We start from the raw sequence: 14,359 nt of genomic DNA, 5'->3' as shown, positions 1-14,359 counted from the left end.
AACATCTCCTTGTTGGTAAGGCGGGTGTTGCTCGAGGGAAAATCAGTCCTGCCAGCGGCGGAAGATCAACGAGGTGTTGATGCCGCCGAAGGCGAAATTGTTGCTCATCACGTACTCAGGCTGCATCTGGCGGCCCTCGCCACGGATGAAGTCGAGCGCGCCGCAGCGCGGGTCGACCTCGTGCAGGTTCAGGGTCGGGGCGAACCAGCCTTCACGCATCATTTCGATGGTCACCCATGCTTCGAAGGCGCCGCAGGCGCCGAGCATGTGACCCACATAGCTTTTCAGCGAGCTGATCGGCATGCCCGGGCCGAACACCTGGGCGGTTGCCTGGGTTTCGGCGATATCGCCATGTTCAGTGGCGGTACCGTGCGCGTTGACGTAGCCGATCTGCTGCGGTTCCAGCCCGGCGTCTTCCAGCGCCAGGCGCATGGCCTGGGCCATGGTGTCGGCGGTTGGCTGGGTAACGTGCTGGCCATCGCTGTTGGTGCCGTAGCCGACCACTTCGGCCAGGATGGTGGCACCGCGCGCCTGCGCGTGTTCGAGGTCTTCCAGGATCAGCGTGCCGGCGCCCTCGCCCAGCACCAGGCCGTCGCGGTGGGCGTCGAACGGGCTGGGGGTGGTCTTGGGCGCGTCGTTGCGCACGCTGGTGGCGAACAGGGTGTCGAACACCGCTGCCGCAGTGGCGTCGAGCTGTTCGGCACCGCCGGTGACCATCACCGTCTGCTTGCCGCTGCGGATCGCCTCATAGCCTGACCCCACGCCCTGACTGCCCGAGGTGCAGGCGCTGGAGGTGGTGTAGACCCGACCGGACAAGCCGAAGAACACCCCGATGTTCACCGGCGAGGTGTGGCTCATCATCTTCAGGTAGGTGGTGGCGCTGATGCCGTCGGTGGTGTGTTCGTGGAGCATGCGGCCGAATTCGGCCGTGGCTTCGTGGCTGCCCGAGGACGAGCCGTAGGCCACGCCGGCCAGGCCGCTGCGCAGCACCGGGTGGCCCAGCAGGCCGGCCGCTTCCAGCGCCAGTTCGGTGGCGCGCACGGACATCACCGCCACCTTGCCCATGCTGCGGGTGGTCTTGCGGTTGTAGTGCGAGGGCAGCTCGTAGTCTTCGGCCGGTGCGGCCAGGCGGGTATTGAGGCCGTCGAAGATTTCCCAGCCGGGGATGTAACGCACTGCGTTTTCCCGCGCGTGCAGGCGCGCGCGGATGCTCGGCCAGTCATGCCCCAGCGGGCTGATGGCGGCGGCGCCGGTCACTACGACGCGACGATCGGGGCGGCTCATCAGACCATGCCTCCGTTGACCGAGATCACCTGGCGGGTGATGTAGCCGGCCGACTCGGAGAGCAGGAACGAGACCGCGTGCGCGACCTCGTCCGGCTGGCCCATGCGCCCGGCGGGAATGAGTTTGAGCGCGTGGTCGAGCACTTCCTGGTTGACCATCTCCGTCTCGATCAGGCCGGGTGCCACGCAGTTCACGGTGATCGCGCGGCTGGCCAGTTCCAGCGCCAGCGCCTTGGTGGCGCCGATGATGCCGGCCTTGGCCGCGCTGTAATTGGTCTGGCCGCGGTTGCCGACCAGCCCGGACACCGACGACAGGGTGACGATGCGGCCCGGCTTGCGCCGCCGCACCATCGGCATCACCAGCGGGTGCAGCACGTTGTAGAAGCTGTCCAGGTTGGTGTGCACCACCGCGTCCCAATCCTCGGCCGGCATCGCCGGGAAGGCGCCGTCACGGGCGATGCCGGCGTTGCAGACCACGCCGTAGTAGGCGCCATGCGCCTCGACATCGGCCTCCAGCGCAGTGCGCGCGGCCTCGCGGTCGGACACGTCGAACATCAGCACCCGGGCCTGGCGGCCGAGCGCCTGGATGTCGGCGACCACCGCCTGCGCTTCGTCCATCCGGCTGCGGCAATGCACCACCACGTCGAAGCCATCGCGCGCGATCCGCAGCGCCACGGCGCGGCCGATGCCCCGGCTGGCGCCGGTCACCAGCACGGTCATATTCCCTGTCATGCCTCTCCACTCTCCAGATAAGCCATCGCATCGCGTGGTTCGAACACCGATACGTTGGCGACCGCCAACTCAACCTCACCTGCCAGGATCCGGCAGGCGAACATGCCAAGCCCATTTTCGCCCATCAGCTCGCAGTGTGCCTCTACCCGCAGGCAGCTGCCCGGGGTGAAGGCCGGCTGGTAGGCGGTATAGCGCCGCGTGCCCAGCAGGAAACCGATCGAGGGCTCGCGCCCTTCTGCGCGTGCGCGGCAGCCGGCCCAGGCTGCAATCGCCTGCGCCATGTACTCCACGCCCACCCAGGCGGGCACGCCGCCGGGGCGGTTGAACAGGCCGTGGCCAGGAACATCCACTTCCACCACGATGGATTCGGGCTGCCAATCGACCACCCGGTCGATCAGCCGCATGCTGTCGCGATGCGGCAACACGCTTTCGATATCGGTCGGCAGCTGCATGTTCATGCCCGCGCCAGCGCAAGCACGGCGTTGCTGCCACCGAAGGCGAACGAATGGCTGAGCACGTGCTGCAGCGGCTGCGCTGCGTGCGTGGCGGGCGCCACCAGGGCCAGCGCGGGCAGCGTCTCGTCAGCCTGCCCGTCCCACCAGTGCGTGGGCAGGCGCTGGTCGGGATTGTCGGCCAGGGTCATCCAGCACAGCGCCGCTTCGATGGCGCCCGAGGCACCCAGGGTGTGGCCGGTCAACGGCTTGGTCGAGCTGGCCGGCACCCGCGTGCCCAGCACGCTGGCCACCGCCAGGCTTTCCATCGCATCGTTGTGGCCGGTAGCGGTGCCGTGCAGGTTCACGTAATCGATCTGGTCGGGGGCCAGGCCGGCGCGGTCCAGCGCCTGCTGCATGGCCTCGATGGCGCCGCGCGCCTGCGGGTCCGGCGCTGACATGTGGTGTGCGTCGGAGGATTCGCCCCAGCCGGACAGCCGGACCGGACCCGGCTCGCGGGTCATCAGGAACAACGCGGCGCCTTCGCCGATGTTGATGCCGTTGCGATGACGCGAGAACGGGTTGCAGCGCGCGGCGGAAACCGACTCGAGCGCGCAGAAGCCGGCCACCGTGAAGCGGCACAGCGAATCGGCACCACCGGCTACTACCGCGTCGACCACCCCCGAACGGAGCAGCCGTGCCGCCGACATCAGCGCCTTGGCGCTGGACGAGCACGCGGTGGAAATGGTCCAGGCCGGGCCGTGGCTGCCGATCCGCTCGCGCACGAAGCGGGCGGACGTGCCCATTTCCTGCTGCGCATAATCGAAATCCTCCGGCCAGCGGCCTTCGGCGGCCTGCAGCCGCAACGCGCCCTCGGATTCGCCGATGCCCGACGTACTGGTGCCGATGATCACTGCGACGCGCTCGGCGCCATGGCGCGCGATCGCCGCGTCCACCGCCGGGCGGATCTGCAGCAGCGCGGCTTCCAGCAGGGCGTTGTTGCGCCCGCGCAGCGCCACCGGCAACGCCGACAGGTCCGGCAGCGGCCCGCTCACCTCGCCCAGCGCCAGGGTGCGTCCGGCGATCATGGTGTCGTTGTCGCGCAGGCCGCCGGGCTGGTCGTCGAACAGCCTGTCGCGCACCTGCGCGCGCCCGCTGCCCAGTGCGCAGACCACGCCCAGCTCATTGAGATACACCGCGGTACTGCTCACTGTGGTACCTGCCCCATGTCCAACGATTCGATCACCAGTTCATAGCCTTCGGCCAGGTTGCGCAGTCGCAGGCGGCCGTCGTCCAGCGGTTCCAGCAGCAGCCACGGCTTGCCACCCTGCTCCAGGCGACGGCCACCGTCGGCCTCGACCAGGCGCCAGCCCGACGGCAGCTTCGCCCGGATGGCAGCGGCCGGCCACAGCGCGAACTGAAGGTCATCCAGCACGCGTTCGCCCCGCACCTGCGGCGGCAGCCACGGGGCGCGGGTCTGTTCCAGCGTGTGCCCGTCCCAGACCATGCGCACGCCGGTCTGGCCCATGGCCTGGACCGCCAGCCGCACCTGCTCACCATCGGCTTCGAGAAGAGCATCGAGTTCGCGCTCGTGGCTGCCGAAGCGGAACTGCAGACGCTGCTGCAGCTGCAGCGGCCCGGCCAGCGCCGATGGTGCCAGCTGCAGGGTCGGCAGCTGCACCAGCGGGGCGGGCATGCGGGTGCTGGCGCAGGCGGCCAGCAGCACGCTCAACAGCAACGTCAGGATCAGCCGGTGCACAATTCCTCCAGCACCCGCAGGCGACGGCCGCTGTCATCGGCCACGTACGGGTTGTTGGTGTCCCACGCATAGCCGGCCAGAATCGAGGAGATCATGCGGCGCACATCCGGCTGCGGGTCGGGGTGGTAGATGATCTTCTGGAAGCCACCGGCGTACCAGGCTTCGACGAAGCGGCGGAAGGTCTTCACCCCGGCGCGCAGCGGAATGGCGAATTCACGCTCCCAGTCCACCTGCTCACCGGCATGCCGGCGCGCCAGGCAGTCGCTGGCCAGCTGCGCGGACTTGAAGGCGATGGTCACGCCAGAGGAGAACACCGGGTCAAGGAACTCACCGGCATTGCCCAGCAGCGCGTATCCCTCGCCCCACAGCGAACTGACGTTGGCCGAATAGCCGGTGATGGTGCGCACCGGCAGCACCGCCCACTCGGCGTTCTTGAGCAGGCGGGTCAGGTTCGGGTCTTCGCCGACGATGGCCTGCAGTTTCTCCAGGTCGGTGCCGTCGTATTTCTCGAAGAAGCTCGGCTCGGCGACCACGCCCAGCGAACAGCAGCCATTGGAGAACGGGATGGTCCAGTACCACACGTCCACGTGTTCGGGGTGGGTGGTGATCAGGATCTTGTTGCGGTCGAAACCGGCATCGGCCGGAATGTGGTCGCGCACGTGGCAGAAGATGGCGCCACGCACCGGGAAGTTCGAGGGCGATTCCAGGTTCAGCAGGCGCGGCAGCAGGCGCGCGAAACCGCTGGCATCCAGGATGAAGCCGGCTTCGATGGTGTACTCGCTGCCATCCGGGCGGCGCACCTGCACGCGGGCCGGGCTGCCCGGCTCCACCGCCAGCACTTCGTCGCCGAAACGCAGGGTGGTGCCCATGCGCTCGGCGCCACGGGCCAGCACATCGTCGAAGTGGGCGCGCTGCACCTGGTAGGTGGTGCCCCAGCCCGGCGAGAACTTGTCGCGGAAGTCGAATTCGGTGGTGCGCTCGCCGCGCACGAAGGCCGCGCCGTTCTTGTACTGGAAGCCCGCCTCCACGACATCCTGCAGCAGGCCGGCCGCCTCGATGTACTCCATGCTCTGCGGCAGCAGGCTCTCACCGATGGAGAAGCGCGGGAACTGCTGGCGCTCGAGCATCAGGACCTGGCGTCCCTGCTGGCGCAGCATGGCGGCGGCCACGGAACCGGCGGGGCCGGCGCCGATCACCAGGATTTCAGTTGTTTCCAGTGCTGCGGTCATCGATGCATCCTTGATCTGAAACGTGGGGGTATCCGGCGCGGTCGCTCAGTGCGGTGCGTCGTGCGGTGGCGGGCGGAACAGCGGCGAGATCAACCAGACCAGGCCGATGCCAAACAGCAGGGTGAGACCGAACGCGCGCAGCGCCGGGGTGGCCGACAGGCCAAGCAGGCCGAACGACAGCCAGGTACTGGCCGCGCCCACACAGACCGCCAGCCAGGCGCTGGCGTCACCCCGGTGTTCGATCAGGAAAATGCCGTAATCGATGCCCATGCCGAGCAGCAGCATCAGCGCCAGTACGTTGAACAGCTGCAGCGGCTGCCCGAACAGGCCGAGCAGGCCCAGGGTGAGCGCACCGGCGGCCAGCGTGGGCGCGAACACGCGCCACGCCTGCGCGCGGTAGCGCCAATACAGCACCGCGAACACCAGCACGATGCCCACCAGCAGCAGCGCGCTCATCAGCTTGCGGTAGTGCTTGAGCAGCGCGGAGAAATCGGCGGTGCGGTCCACCCAGCGCACGCCGTCGATGCCCTTGGCCTGCGCTTCGAGCAGGGTCAGCGCATCGGCGCGGGAGAGGTCATCGACCATCACCACCGAGGCCATGCCCTTGCCCACTTCCCCCAGCCACAGGTGGCGGAACGGCATGGCCGCAGGCGACGCCAGGAACGCGTCGGCCTGCAGGTCCTGCGCTGCGTAGTCCGGGCGCTGCAGGGTTTCGCCCACGGCCTTCCCCACGGCGCCCAGCACCTGCGGCTCGACCCGCGCAGTGAGGGCGGCATCTGCGTGCTGGCGCTGCACCGATGGCAGCCACTCGCTGATGGCACGGTAGCCGCCGATCTGCTTGTTGGCCGCGAGCACGCGCAGGCGCTCGATCAGTGCCTCCTCGCGTTCCAGCACCTGCTCGGCGTTCTCGCCCTGCACCAGGTAGAACTGCGCCGGGCTGGGCATGCCCAGCATCTGGCTGATGCGGATCTGCTGGTTGATCAGTGACATCGGCGAAGACTGCAGGCTGCGCAGGTCGTCATCGGCGGTCAGGCGCAGCATGCCCACGCCCGACACCACCACCACCACGCCCAGGAACAGGCCAACCGGGCGGCGCCCGTGCAGGCGCGGCCAGCGCTCCAGGGTGGCGCCCAACCAGCGCGCGAAGCGGGTGCTGCGGATTTCGCCGCCATCCAGCCATGGGAACCAGAAGATCACGGTCAGGAACGCGCCGGCCAGCCCCACCACCGAAAACAGCGCCATCTGGCGCAGGCCGGGGAACGGGGCCAGACCCAGCGCGAGGTAGGCCAGCGCGCTGGTCACCAGGGCCAGCCACAGGCCGGGCAGCAGGTGCCGCAGCAGTTTCCAGCGGCGGTCGGCCGGTTCGGCCTGGCGCGAAGCGAACCAGTGGATGCCGTAATCCTCGGCCACGCCGACCAGCGACGCGCCGAACACCAGGGTGAGCACGTGCACCTTGCCGAACACCAGCACGGTCACCGCCAGCGCCACGCCGCAGCCGATCAGCAGCGAGGCGGCCACCAGCAGGATCGGGCGCAGCGAGCGGAATGCCAACCACACCAGCAGCAGCACCGCCGCCAGCGAACCCCAGCCGATGGTGTTGATTTCCCAGTTGGCCTGCACGGCCGCGGCTTCGGCATGCAGCGGCACACCGGCGCGCAGTACTTCCAGGCCGGGCGCGTGCCTGGCCGCAGCGGCGGTGGCGGCATCAAGCAGCCGGTCGATATGGCGTTCGCCGTCGAGCTGGAACGCCGACCCCAGCGTTTCGTACTGGATGACCGACCAGTGCTTGCCATCGGCGTCGAGCAGGCCGTCGTCCCCCATGCGCAGGCCGGAGGCGGCAGCGCGCTCCTGCCACCACTGCGGCCACAGCGACAGCGGGTCCTGCCGCCATTCGGTCAGGCGCGGTGCGCCCATCGGGCCATACAACGCGGCCAGCGCGGATTCGGACAGGCTGTCGGCGGACTCATCCTGCAGGCGCTGGCGCTGCTGCCCGGTCAGCAGGCGGTCGCGGTAGGGCGCGTAGAACGCGCGCGCCTGGTCAAACCAGCCTTCGATGGAGCCGCTTTCCTGCAACAACGCCTTGCCCTGGGCATCGTTGCGCAGGGTCTGGCGGAAGGCCCGTTCGGCGGCCTTGGTGGCCACGCCGTCGGCGCTGCCGAGCAGTACCACGATCTGCCGCGCATTCGCATCGGCGATGCGCCGGGTTACGTCGGACAACAGGCGGTCGTGCGCATCCTGTGGCAGCAGCGCGAGGATGTCGGTGTCGATCCGCGATTCCTCCGACCACAGCTGCCACTGCTGCACGCCCAGCCCAACCAGCACCAGCAACCAGGCCACCGCCAGCCAGCGCCAGGCGCGCTGCAGCCGGCCGTTTTCGCGCCAGGCCGAATTCAGCGATTCATTCAAACCGGCGGCCCTCGTCGGCACTCAGCTGCGCCGGGGTTTCGCTCAGGGCGGCAAAGTGGATGCGGGTGACATCCTGGTTCGCTTCAGTGATCTGCACCTCACGTACGTAGCGGTCGCCGCTCAGTTCGAGCGCGCTGAACACCTTGGCCAGCATCGGGGAACGCGGGGTGAGGTGCATGCGCCAGCCGTTGTCGGGCAGTGCATCGACCTTGACCGTGAACTGCGCCGATAGCGCCTGCGCATCACCGCTCATCAGCGCGAACATGATCGCGTTGACCGAGCGCATCGCCGGCTGCTGGCGGCCGTCCAGTTCGACCCGGCTGCTGCCGTCGCGCTGGCGGCTGAGGATGCGGTCGCGGGTGACGACCACCTCGGAGGGGAACGGCTTGAGCGTGGTCCAGATCACGCCCCGGTCCTGGGCCAGCACGAAGCGGCCCTGCGAGCGCAGCGGGTTCTTGAAACCGGCCACCTGCTTGTCCTGGCTGAACTCACCACGCAGCACCTCGACCTTGGCCACGCGTTGCTTGACCAGGTCCACGCTGGCGGCCGTCGCGGCGAGCACGGGGCTGGTCACGGCCAACAGCACCAGCACGGCCAGCGTGCGAACGAATCGGATCATGGGGCCTGCACTCCCAGCCGTTCCCAGAGCACCGGCGGGCACAGGTACAGCATTTCGTTGGTGGCCGCGTCGACCGCGACCTGGATGGTATGGGCGCGGGTGAGCACCTGGCCGCTGTCGGCATCGAAGATCTCGTAGGCGATCTTCAGGCGGTTTTCCCACTCGGTGATGGTGGCGCGCACGCGCAGCGCCTGGCCGTACAGCAGCGGGCGGATGTACTTCACCCGCGCGTCGACCACCGGCCAGATGTAGCCGGAATCGCGCATCTGCGGGTAGTCGTAGTCGTAGCGCTGCAGCAACGCGCAGCGGGCCACTTCAAAATACTTGAAGTAGTTGCCGTGCCACACCACGTGCATGGGATCGCAGTCGTGGAAGGTCGGCGACAGGGCCACGTCCAAACTCAGGTCAGGGGCGGTCATACAGACTCCAGCGCTGGCCCCGGATATCGGCGAGCAGGCAGCGCAGCTCGCCGTCCAGGGCGCGGTCTTCTTCCACCAGCGCGATGCGCTCGCACAGATCCTGGTACATGGCGGCAAGGTCGCCGTGCAGGGTGGCGTTCATGCCGACCCGTTCGCGCAGGGCCACACCCTGGCGCGCGGCGATCAGCATGCCGGCCACCACCTGTTCGGTCAGCTCGATCACGCGCAGGCAGTCGCGCGCGGCGATGGTGCCCATGCTGACCTTGTCCTGGTTGTGGCATTCGGTGGACCGCGAGAACACCGAGGCCGGCATGGTCTGCTTGAGTGCTTCGGCGGTCCAGGCCGAGACGCTGATCTGCAGCGCCTTCAGACCGTGGTTGATCGCCGCGCGCTCGCCGGTGGAGGCCGACAGGTTGGCTGGCAGGCCGTGGTTGTAGCGCGCATCCACCACCAGCGCCAGCTGGCGGTCGAGCAGGTCGGCCAGATTGGCGATGGTGTTCTTGAGTGCATCCATCGCGAAGGCGATGTGGCCGCCATAGAAGTGGCCACCGTGCAGGATGCGCTCGCCATCGGCATCGATCAGCGGATTGTCGTTGGCGCTGTTGAGTTCGGTTTCGATGAACTGGCGCAGGAACGGCAGCGCGTCCTGGACCACGCCGATCACGTGCGGGGCGCAGCGCAGCGAGTAGCGGTCCTGCAGGCGCTGTTCGTTGCGCGGCGGGCGGTCGCTGTGCAGGTCGTCGCGCAGGCGCGCGGCGATCTGCATCTGGCCGGGGTGCGGCTTGGCGGCGAACAGCATTTCATCGAAATGGTGTGCGTTGCCGTCGCTGGCCAGCACGTTGAACGCGGTCAGGCGGGTCGCCAGCCGGGTCAGGTAATCGGCGCGGTCGTAAGCCAGGCACGCGAGCGCGGTCATCACCGCGGTGCCGTTCATGATCGCCAGGCCTTCCTTCGGCCGCAGCCGCAGCGGCACCATGCCGATCTCGGCCAGTACCTCGGCTGCCGGGCGGCGTGCACCCTGGTACATCACGTCGCGTTCGCCGCAGAGCACGGCGGCCACGTAGGACAGCGGGGTGAGGTCGCCGCTGGCGCCGACCGAACCTTCCGCCGGAATCAGCGGCAGCACATCGTGGCGCAGCAGCATGGCCAGGCCCTGCAGCAGTGGATGGCTCACGCCCGACATGCCGCGCACCAGCGAGGCCAGGCGCGCGGCGATGACCGCGCGGGTCTCCTGCTCGTCCAGGAAGCGGCCCAGGCCACAGCCATGGTAGGTGAACAGGTGGTGCGGCAGTTCGGCCACCAGGGCCGGCGGAATGTTCACCGTGCACGAATCGCCGTAGCCGGTCGTCACGCCGTAGATCACCCCGTCTTCGCGCAGCAGGCGGTCGAGGAAATCGGCGCCGCGCTGGATGCGCGCGGTGAACGCCGGGTCGTCGCTGACCACGGCGTCGGCCTTGCGCTGGGACAGCGCGACCACGTCTTCGATGGTCAGCGGCGCATCGCCGAAGCGAAGGGTCCGGGCCGGGGTGGAGCCTGCATTACGTGCCATGAGATGCCTGATCCCAGAAGGGGAAGAAGTTGAACCAGTCCAAGGGGGCTTCGGTGACCTGGAGTTCCAGCCACCGGGCGAAATGTTCGGCCTGCGCGGTCAGCGCGGCGTCGCGCGAGCCGCGCGGCAGGGCGATGCGGTCGCTGAAGTGCTCGAAGCGCACGCGGTAGCCGTTACCTTGGTGCAGGCAGGCCATGGTGTACACCGGGCAGCCCAGCGCCGAGGCAAGTACGTAGGCGCCGATCGGGAACCGTGCGGTGTGGCCGAGGAAGGGTGCCGGCACGGTGCGGCCGCCGCGCAGCGGCACGCGGTCGCCGACGATGGCCACGAAGCCGCCGGCCTGCACGCGCCGTTGCAGTTCCACGGCAGTGGCCGGGCCCATGTCGGTGACCTGCATCAGTTCGACCGAGGCCAATGGGTCCAGCCGCTGCATGAGCCGGTTGAAGCGCTGCGCGTGCGCGGTGTGTACCAGCACGGTGATGTGGAAGCCCGGCACCTGCTCGGCCAGCACCTGGCACAGTTCCAGGCAGCCGATGTGCGCGGTCAGGATCAGCCCGCCCTCGCGGCGCGCGATCTTTTCCAGCATCAGGTCGCGCTGCAGGTGGATGCGCTCGGGCGGGTAACGCCCGCCCAGGCCCAGCAGCTTGTCCAGCAACGTGTCGGCGAACAGCGCGAAGTGCTTCAGGCTGGTCCAGCGCCCCGGAGGGCCGCCGAACACTCCGGTGTGCGCCTGCAGCCGCTGCAGGTACTGCAGTGAGGCGCGACGCGCCACGCCGTTGCTCAACCAGTGGCACAGCACCACCGGGTACACGCACAGGCGGAACGGCCAGCGCCCGAACCAGCGGTGCACCCAGCACAGGAACAGCACTCCGGCAGCGGAGGTGCTTTCGCCCAGGTCGGCCCAGTGCGGGGCGTTGGCCGGCACCGGTGCGCTCATGCCGCAGCTGCTCCACGGGCACGGCGCCACAGCAGGCGCGGTGCGCGCCGGAGCATGCCGAAGAACAGCCGGGTGTGCATGCGGCTGATACGCACGTTGTCACGCCACACATCGAAGTGCGACACGCCATCACTGGGATAGGTAACCCGGGTGGGCAGGCTGATCACCTGCACGCCGCGCCAGAACAGCCGCACCAGGATCTCGCTGTCGAAATCCATGCGCCGGCCGATGGTTTCCTCCCCCACCAGGCCGATGACCGGCATCAGCGGATACAACCGGAAGCCGCACATCGAATCGCGGATCTGCAGCGACAGCGTGTTGATCCAGACCCAGATGTGGGTGGCGTAGCGACCATACAGCCGCGCCTTGGGCACGCTGTCGTCGTAGACCGGAATGCCGCAGATCACCGCCTGCGGGTGCTGCGTTGACAAGGCTGCGAAGCGCGGAATATCAGACGGGTCGTGCTGACCATCGGCATCGATCTGCAGCACGTGGGTGTGACCACGCCGCGCCGCTTCGGCGAAGCCGGCGAGCATCGCGCCGCCCTTGCCCTGGTTCACCGCCAGGCGCAGCAGCGTGACCTGGTCCGGATGTGCCTGCGCCAGGGCCTGCAACACCTGCGCGCAGGCCGGGTGCGACCCGTCATCCACCAGCAGGCATGGCAGCCCACTGGCACGCACGCCCTGCACCACCGCGCCGATCGCTTGTTCGTGGTCGTAGACCGGAATCACCACCAGCGGCTCATGCATCGCCGAACACCACCCGGCCGCTGGCGTGCACGCCATGGTCGGAGACATAGCGGAAACTCAGTACCGATTTCAGCGCATCCCAGCCCAGGGTCAGGTGCAGCTGGTCGCCCGGCCGCGCCACGTGCTGGAACTTGAGGGCATCCATCCGCTCGAAGCGGGGCGGCATGCTGAACGCTTCTCGCGCGTAATGGATCGCCCAGTCCAGCTGGACCACCCCGGGCAGGATCTTCGCCTGCGGAAAGTGGCCATCAAAGGCCACCAGGTCCGGTTCCAGCGGCAACACCAGCTGCGCAGCGTCGGCGTCGCGCTGCCGCCACTGCGCCGCCGGCAGCAGCGGCCGGAACAGCGCTTCCAGCGACGCTGCGGTGATCTTGCCCTGCGCGTTGTACGGCAGCTCGTCGACGAAGCGCCAGCGCCGCGGGCGCGTGACGGCATCATGGCTGTGGGCCAGGTGGGCGCCCAGCGCCTGCGACAGCTGTCGGCGCTGGCCATCGGTCCACTGTGCCACGCCCTCGCCGTACGGAACCACCACGGCAGCGAGCTGTTCGCGCGCACCCGGCAGTACCAGCACGCGCACGTCCTGTACCTGTGCGTGGGCACGCAGCTGCTGCTCCAGCGCGTCCAGCGAGACCCGGCGCTCTTCGATCTTGACGATGCGGTCGGCGCGGCCGAGCAGGCGGAAGCTCCGCCCGGCGTCGGCTTCCACGCGGTCCTGGGTCTGCCACCAGGCGTCATCGGCCAGGTGCGGCGAGGACACGGCCAGGCAGCCGTTCTCGATCCGCCAGGACACGCCCGGCAGCGGGTGCCACTGCGGCTGTTCGGCGCTCCAGCGACGCCAGGCGATACCGCCGGTTTCACTGCTGCCGAACACTTCGGTAGGCGCCACGCCCAGCAGCGCGCGGGCCTGCAGCGCGGCCTCGCTGGGCAGCGGACCGCCGGAGGAAAACACCGCGCGCAGCCGGCCGCCCAGCGACGGCCAGTCCAGCTGTCCGGGCAGCCGCTTGAGGTGGGCCGGTGTGGCCACCAGCACCGAGGGCTGCTGCGCCAGTGCGCTGACCAGGTCTTCATGGAAGAAGCGGCGTGGCTGGATCGCGCGGCCCGCCGCCAGCGGCCACAGCACGCGGAACAGCAACCCATAGATATGCTGGTGCGACACAGTGCCGTGCACCTGCGCGCCATCGAGCTGGTCACCGAACGCGGCCTGCAGCGCATCCACCTCGCGGCTCAGCTGACACATGCGCTTGCTGATGGCGCTGGGCGCGCCGGTGCTGCCGGAAGTGAACACCACCAGTTCCAGCGTGTCTTCGTCCAGCAGCGACAGTTCACCCTGGGGATCGTGCACATCGCGCGGTTGCAGCGGCGCATAACGCGCCGGCACATCACCGGCGAAGCCGGCCACGCGCGGCCCGAGTCCTTCCAGGGTGGCCGGAAGGTTATCGCCGCCCAGGAACACCCGCTTGCCGGCGTGCCAGGCGCCGAACAGCGCGGCGGCGAAATCCAGGGTGTCGTCGAAATAAAGGGCCCAGTCGCGGCCGGGCACGGCGGCGAACGCCAGCTGCCAGCCGATGACCCGGGCGCGGAACTGCGGGTGCGCCACCGTGCGGCCATCGGCCGTGATGCCGACGATGCGTTCGGCCCGCGGCAGCTGCGCCAACCGGTCCAGCGCGATCCATTCAGCCATGCGCATGCGCCGCCTTCACCCGCCGCCGCACCAGCCATTCACCGCCAAACAGGACTCCCATCATCACGTACGCCAACAATCCGTTGTAGAGCGCCCAGACCTGGTTGGAGGCCCAGAACGCCGTGAGCAGGGCCAGGCCCCCGTTGAGAACAAAAAAACCGCACCACACCTGGGTGACACGGCGGGTATACACCACCGCGAATGGCGGCAGTTCCGGCTCGGTCAAGCGCGCCAGCCGCTCCACCGCGCTGGGCGGAAAACGCAGGCTGGTGGCAAAGATCACCAGCATCACCGCGTTGACCAGCGCCGGGTACAGCTTCAGCGGCAGGGCCTGGTTGAACGCGGTGGCCAGCAGGGCCAGCAGGCCGGCGCCTGCAGCGGCCACCCACCACACCGGCTGGCGGGTGGTCAGCGCGCGCAACGCCGCCAGCGCGAACAGCAGCAACGCCATCCAGCGCGGCTCGAAGCGGCCCAGCGAGAAGTACACCACCAGCGGATACGCCAGCGACAGCACTGCAAACGCCGCGACGCGCACCCGGACCATGGTCGATCTTCAGCGGCAGCC

Annotated in this window: 14 protein-coding genes; all 14 read right to left on the bottom strand. The window is 68.8% G+C overall.

Annotated elements, in window-relative coordinates; translation table 11 throughout:
- Window positions 1-42: 42 nt before the first annotated feature.
- From ACGFZ3_RS14150 to ACGFZ3_RS14085, 14 genes are read right to left on the bottom strand one after another with little or no spacing between them, the layout of a single operon-like run.
- Entirely contained in the window at window positions 43-1,284 is a 1,242-nt protein-coding gene (locus ACGFZ3_RS14150; protein WP_392922314.1) for a beta-ketoacyl-ACP synthase, read from the bottom strand.
- Window positions 1,284-2,015 carry a 3-oxoacyl-ACP reductase FabG gene (gene fabG / locus ACGFZ3_RS14145; RefSeq protein ID WP_392922311.1) on the bottom strand — a complete coding sequence of 244 codons (732 nt, stop codon included), beginning with the start codon at window positions 2,013-2,015 and terminating at the stop codon, window positions 1,284-1,286. Before fabG ends, ACGFZ3_RS14150 begins: the two co-directional genes overlap by 1 nt.
- Window positions 2,012-2,473 carry a hypothetical protein gene (locus tag ACGFZ3_RS14140; RefSeq protein ID WP_392922308.1) on the bottom strand — a complete coding sequence of 154 codons (462 nt, stop codon included), beginning with the start codon at window positions 2,471-2,473 and terminating at the stop codon, window positions 2,012-2,014. Before ACGFZ3_RS14140 ends, fabG begins: the two co-directional genes overlap by 4 nt.
- The gene (locus ACGFZ3_RS14135) at window positions 2,470-3,657 is read right to left on the bottom strand and encodes a beta-ketoacyl-[acyl-carrier-protein] synthase family protein (protein ID WP_392922306.1); all 1,188 of its coding nucleotides are present in this window, start codon (window positions 3,655-3,657) and stop codon (window positions 2,470-2,472) included. The genes ACGFZ3_RS14140 and ACGFZ3_RS14135 overlap by 4 nt, the downstream gene beginning before the upstream one ends.
- Complete coding sequence (locus ACGFZ3_RS14130) at window positions 3,654-4,205, bottom strand: DUF3261 domain-containing protein (RefSeq protein ID WP_392922303.1); 552 nt, start codon at window positions 4,203-4,205, stop codon at window positions 3,654-3,656. Before ACGFZ3_RS14130 ends, ACGFZ3_RS14135 begins: the two co-directional genes overlap by 4 nt.
- On the bottom strand, window positions 4,193-5,434 hold the full coding sequence (locus tag ACGFZ3_RS14125) for an NAD(P)/FAD-dependent oxidoreductase (protein WP_392922300.1): 1,242 nt from the start codon (window positions 5,432-5,434) through the stop codon (window positions 4,193-4,195). The genes ACGFZ3_RS14130 and ACGFZ3_RS14125 overlap by 13 nt, the downstream gene beginning before the upstream one ends.
- A gap of 45 nt (window positions 5,435-5,479) precedes the next feature.
- Window positions 5,480-7,840, bottom strand: coding sequence for an MMPL family transporter (locus ACGFZ3_RS14120; RefSeq protein ID WP_392922297.1), 2,361 nt, complete (start codon window positions 7,838-7,840; stop codon window positions 5,480-5,482).
- Entirely contained in the window at window positions 7,833-8,459 is a 627-nt protein-coding gene (locus ACGFZ3_RS14115) for an outer membrane lipoprotein carrier protein LolA (protein ID WP_392922294.1), read from the bottom strand. The genes ACGFZ3_RS14120 and ACGFZ3_RS14115 overlap by 8 nt, the downstream gene beginning before the upstream one ends.
- Window positions 8,456-8,878 carry an acyl-CoA thioesterase gene (locus ACGFZ3_RS14110; RefSeq protein WP_392922291.1) on the bottom strand — a complete coding sequence of 141 codons (423 nt, stop codon included), beginning with the start codon at window positions 8,876-8,878 and terminating at the stop codon, window positions 8,456-8,458. Before ACGFZ3_RS14110 ends, ACGFZ3_RS14115 begins: the two co-directional genes overlap by 4 nt.
- A complete protein-coding gene (gene hutH / locus ACGFZ3_RS14105; RefSeq protein ID WP_392922288.1) occupies window positions 8,865-10,427 on the bottom strand; it encodes a histidine ammonia-lyase in 1,563 nt (520 codons plus the stop codon). Before hutH ends, ACGFZ3_RS14110 begins: the two co-directional genes overlap by 14 nt.
- Entirely contained in the window at window positions 10,417-11,364 is a 948-nt protein-coding gene (locus ACGFZ3_RS14100; RefSeq protein ID WP_392922285.1) for an acyltransferase, read from the bottom strand. The genes hutH and ACGFZ3_RS14100 overlap by 11 nt, the downstream gene beginning before the upstream one ends.
- The gene (locus ACGFZ3_RS14095; RefSeq protein WP_392922282.1) at window positions 11,361-12,113 is read right to left on the bottom strand and encodes a glycosyltransferase family 2 protein; all 753 of its coding nucleotides are present in this window, start codon (window positions 12,111-12,113) and stop codon (window positions 11,361-11,363) included. The genes ACGFZ3_RS14100 and ACGFZ3_RS14095 overlap by 4 nt, the downstream gene beginning before the upstream one ends.
- Complete coding sequence (locus tag ACGFZ3_RS14090) at window positions 12,106-13,794, bottom strand: AMP-binding protein (RefSeq protein ID WP_392922279.1); 1,689 nt, start codon at window positions 13,792-13,794, stop codon at window positions 12,106-12,108. Before ACGFZ3_RS14090 ends, ACGFZ3_RS14095 begins: the two co-directional genes overlap by 8 nt.
- Entirely contained in the window at window positions 13,787-14,338 is a 552-nt protein-coding gene (locus ACGFZ3_RS14085) for a hypothetical protein (protein WP_392922276.1), read from the bottom strand. The genes ACGFZ3_RS14090 and ACGFZ3_RS14085 overlap by 8 nt, the downstream gene beginning before the upstream one ends.
- Window positions 14,339-14,359 lie beyond the last annotated feature (21 nt).

The organism is Stenotrophomonas sp. NPDC047960 (genome assembly GCF_043204395.1).
GTDB lineage: Bacteria > Pseudomonadota > Gammaproteobacteria > Xanthomonadales > Xanthomonadaceae > Stenotrophomonas.
Note: the sequence above shows the minus strand (reverse complement) of the source record. Positions and strands in the feature narration are given on the sequence as shown.

Excerpts from the sequence above, each read along its gene's own strand:
- ACGFZ3_RS14150 (WP_392922314.1), bottom strand. The coding sequence starts at position 1,284 with ATGAGCCGCCCCGATCGTCGCGTCGTAGTGACCGGCGCCGCCGCCATC.
- fabG (WP_392922311.1), bottom strand. The coding sequence starts at position 2,015 with ATGACAGGGAATATGACCGTGCTGGTGACCGGCGCCAGCCGGGGCATC.
- ACGFZ3_RS14140 (WP_392922308.1), bottom strand. The coding sequence starts at position 2,473 with ATGAACATGCAGCTGCCGACCGATATCGAAAGCGTGTTGCCGCATCGC.
- ACGFZ3_RS14125 (WP_392922300.1), bottom strand. The coding sequence starts at position 5,434 with ATGACCGCAGCACTGGAAACAACTGAAATCCTGGTGATCGGCGCCGGC.
- ACGFZ3_RS14115 (WP_392922294.1), bottom strand. The coding sequence starts at position 8,459 with ATGATCCGATTCGTTCGCACGCTGGCCGTGCTGGTGCTGTTGGCCGTG.
- ACGFZ3_RS14110 (WP_392922291.1), bottom strand. The coding sequence starts at position 8,878 with ATGACCGCCCCTGACCTGAGTTTGGACGTGGCCCTGTCGCCGACCTTC.
- hutH (WP_392922288.1), bottom strand. The coding sequence starts at position 10,427 with ATGGCACGTAATGCAGGCTCCACCCCGGCCCGGACCCTTCGCTTCGGC.
- ACGFZ3_RS14100 (WP_392922285.1), bottom strand. The coding sequence starts at position 11,364 with ATGAGCGCACCGGTGCCGGCCAACGCCCCGCACTGGGCCGACCTGGGC.
- ACGFZ3_RS14095 (WP_392922282.1), bottom strand. The coding sequence starts at position 12,113 with ATGCATGAGCCGCTGGTGGTGATTCCGGTCTACGACCACGAACAAGCG.
- ACGFZ3_RS14090 (WP_392922279.1), bottom strand. The coding sequence starts at position 13,794 with ATGGCTGAATGGATCGCGCTGGACCGGTTGGCGCAGCTGCCGCGGGCC.
- ACGFZ3_RS14085 (WP_392922276.1), bottom strand. The coding sequence starts at position 14,338 with ATGGTCCGGGTGCGCGTCGCGGCGTTTGCAGTGCTGTCGCTGGCGTAT.